Genomic DNA, 3124 nt, shown 5'->3' with positions numbered 1-3124 from the left:
AGATAAAGAAAACTCTAAACCTATTATAAAAGATTTAGAGTTTCCTAGTGAGGGATTTTTTAGATAAGTTTAGTCTAAAATCATTTCTCAATCTCGACTATAAGCACATTATCAGGTCTAGGTCCATAAAAACTTTTATCTTTAATCATTGCATTAATAAAACCATTAACAGATTCTAAACTATCTTTATTTTCTACTCCTTTAGCATTTTCTAAAATCTTTAAATACACTTCACCTAATTTATCAAGCATTTCTTTTCTTAGTTCTTCAGGTGTTTTTTGCTTTTTTATAAGGTCTTCTTCTTTTGGGCTATAAGAGCTTGGCATTCCTCTTGTAAATTTCCCATATTCTGTAAGTTGTGTAAAAGGGGATTCTGCTTTTGTAAAAGTATCTTCAAAGAAAGAATACATTAAAAGAATGCCCTCTCTTTTAAACTCTCCTTTTTCATTTGTGTAATCTTGCATTAGGGGAGTATTAAGATTCCCTCCAAAATATTGAACAAATCCTCCTAATCTCTCCCCTAAAAACTCTAAAATTTCCTCTCCGGAATAAGCTTCTTTAGAATCAAAAGTCCCATTAGTTAAGTTTTGTAGCTCATTATAAGCATAGGAAATCCCAGCGATTAAATCAATGCTCTCAAAAATCGCATGAACTTCATTGTCTCTTAAGACAGGAATAGTAGAGACATCATAGATTGCTTGTAAAGCATTTTTATGAATCTTATAATCACTTGGTAAATTAGCAACCTTTAAAAACTCTTCTCCCATAAAGCCATACGCATCAGTCCCATAACCTCCAAAAGAGTGATTCTGCTTTTCTTTTAGAAAATGTAGATTAGGGGTGTTTATCTTATCTTGCATTTGCTGTTCTACACTTTCTTTGAAGTTTAGGGGATTAAAATACCCTATTTCTGTATCATCAATAGTCAAATAGGCTTTAGCATAAGCATAAGAATCGGGGTTTAGAGTAACTTCAGCCCTCTCATACACTGTTCCTTCAAGAGACTTTTTAGTTTTCTCTGCTACTTGCGCTTTCCTTTCTGCAGAGATAGAGTAATCACTCGTTGGTGTCAGTAGAGAATAGCTAGGTATTTGCATAGCTGCTCCTTATGTTAATATTCTTAGAGTTGCAATCCTTTGCAAGTTTTTAATCCTATTTTGTTTTTAGATTCTTTGTAATTCCCTCATTTGCGTTATTGCTAGATTCTTTAAGCTTTCTTGATAATCATTAGGATTGATTTTATCTCCCAAAAGTGGAAATGGGCTTTTTGGCTCGTCATTTCCTGCTTTGGCTAGCATATCTGAAAAGCTTGCTGAACTCTCTGGAACGATTAAATCACTAGATAGGGTAAATAATGTGTGATTGAGTGGGGCAATGTTTGGGTTGGTGTTTTCTGTGTTTATTGCCATAATTTATCCTTATAAATTATGCAATCCTTTGCTATACACTTTTGCCTTTCCTTTAGCAGTTCTGAAATATTCATTTTATCTATTTTATAGTAATTTAAACCTTAAGCGTTTTATTCTCTTTGGAATCCTTTAGCAATGTCTGCATTATAGAATCACTTGTAGAATCTGTTTTAATAGAGTTTGTGGTATTAGAGATTCCATAAGCACTATAAGCTTGTTTTGTTTTTAATTCTTGATTTTCTTTTTCTAGTTTGTCTCTCTTTTCCAAAATGTCAAAAAAGTTTTGGGTGGAATCGAAGTTGGAAGAAAGAGAGGCTAGCATATCACTATTAGTTTTATTAAAATCTTTTTGGTATTTGATTTCTACATCTGCGCACGCTGTATATGTTGTGCTGTGGTATAACATACTGCCATTAGTATCAGTATATGGATGTGGTTTCCAAGAGATTTTAGCCCCATTAATCTCTATGGAATTAGGCTCGGAATAAAAAGTTATTACTTTAGAAATAGCATTTGCGATTTGTTCTTGAAGTTCTGGAGAGAGTTTATCAGCAACAGTAGCAAAGAAACCATAGCCTGTTGCTTCCATTTTGTTAGACCTGTAGATATTTACTGCATTTTGAATTTCTCTAATCTCTTTGGTCTCTATATTATCTCCTAAATAATCCGAAAGCCCCTTTTCTAATTTTTCTGTTTTTGCGCTATAACCAAGTAAAATAGCAGTAAGTTTGTCGTCTTCTGTGTCCAAAAATTTACCATTCTCGCAGAGCTGATGATTTTTATCCATTGTGTTTTGCATTAACTCTGGATTCTCTTTATAAAGAGTAAGCATTACATTATCCATTTGTGCATAAAGGAATTTTTGGGCTTGTTCGGCGTCTCTTTGGGTGATATTGCTATCCGCATTAGATTTAAGCTTGTTTTCTATTTGGTTTTTGAAATTAATATCTTGCTTGTTTAAGGTTATGGAACTAGTATAGCCTTGCGCATTGCTATCAATACCAAATTGAGCTTTTTTAGTTTGTTGATAAAACCGCACTTGATTTGTGATTGTATTTAATATTTCTTCATCACTTGGTAGGGTAATTTTAGAATCTTGATTGCTATAAGATTCTGAAGTTTTAAGTGTAATGGGATTCTGATAATGGCTAGAATAAAGAGAATTAGAAATATTTGTCAATGCTTACTCCTTAATGTAGTGATTAAAGAGTAAGCAAAAAATGTGCCTAGTAAGGTTTTATTTAACGATAATTTTGAGCATAACCTCTAACAAGAGCATTAGCTTGATTGATTAATTGCTTGCCATTTTCTTGTAATAATTCATTTGCATAGTGTCTATTTGCTGAACGCGTATATACAGGATTGTAAAGATTCACACCAATAATAGATACACTTACTTGGCTATTTAAGTAATTAAAAGTTGCTTGAACTGCAGGTTCATAGCTCCTACTACCATCATCAACATTAAGAAGTCCCATTGCAACTTGTTCATCTCCTCTATATCTTTGATCGAGTGTTAGTGTGAACCAATAATAAGCTGTATAGATTCTTTTTGTCCCCCTATTATCTTCAACACCATATTGATAAAATGGAGGAATGTTTTTTGTGTGTGTTATACGCGCCCCTCCCACAACCTTTTTCATCTCATCATCTGATAATGCTTTAACCCCTAAAGAGTTTTCATTCACTTTACCATTAGTTGCAAGAGCAATTAA

Annotated in this window: 4 protein-coding genes; all 4 read right to left on the bottom strand. The window is 32.9% G+C overall.

What is annotated here, in order from left to right:
- Nucleotides 1-80: 80 nt before the first annotated feature.
- Complete coding sequence (locus LS70_RS09740) at nt 81-1097, bottom strand: hypothetical protein (RefSeq protein ID WP_034291371.1); 1017 nt, start codon at nt 1095-1097, stop codon at nt 81-83.
- Nucleotides 1098-1163: 66 nt separating this feature from the next.
- The gene (locus tag LS70_RS09735) at nt 1164-1409 is read right to left on the bottom strand and encodes a hypothetical protein (protein WP_034291373.1); all 246 of its coding nucleotides are present in this window, start codon (nt 1407-1409) and stop codon (nt 1164-1166) included.
- 94 nt (nt 1410-1503) lie between these two features.
- Nucleotides 1504-2589, bottom strand: coding sequence for a hypothetical protein (locus LS70_RS09730; RefSeq protein ID WP_034291375.1), 1086 nt, complete (start codon nt 2587-2589; stop codon nt 1504-1506).
- Between the two features lie 61 nt (nt 2590-2650).
- Nucleotides 2651-3124: hypothetical protein (locus tag LS70_RS10010; protein ID WP_161594716.1), on the bottom strand; the 474-nt coding region annotated here is incomplete at its 5' end.

The sequence above is a fragment of the Helicobacter sp. MIT 11-5569 genome, assembly GCF_000765695.2.
GTDB lineage: Bacteria > Campylobacterota > Campylobacteria > Campylobacterales > Helicobacteraceae > Helicobacter_D.
This window is presented reverse-complemented; position numbering and strand designations above follow the sequence as displayed.

What these genes read in the sequence shown, in the direction of transcription:
- LS70_RS09735 (WP_034291373.1), bottom strand. Translation starts at nt 1,409, where the DNA reads ATGGCAATAAACACAGAAAACACCAACCCAAACATTGCCCCACTCAAT.
- LS70_RS09740 (WP_034291371.1), bottom strand. Translation starts at nt 1,097, where the DNA reads ATGCAAATACCTAGCTATTCTCTACTGACACCAACGAGTGATTACTCT.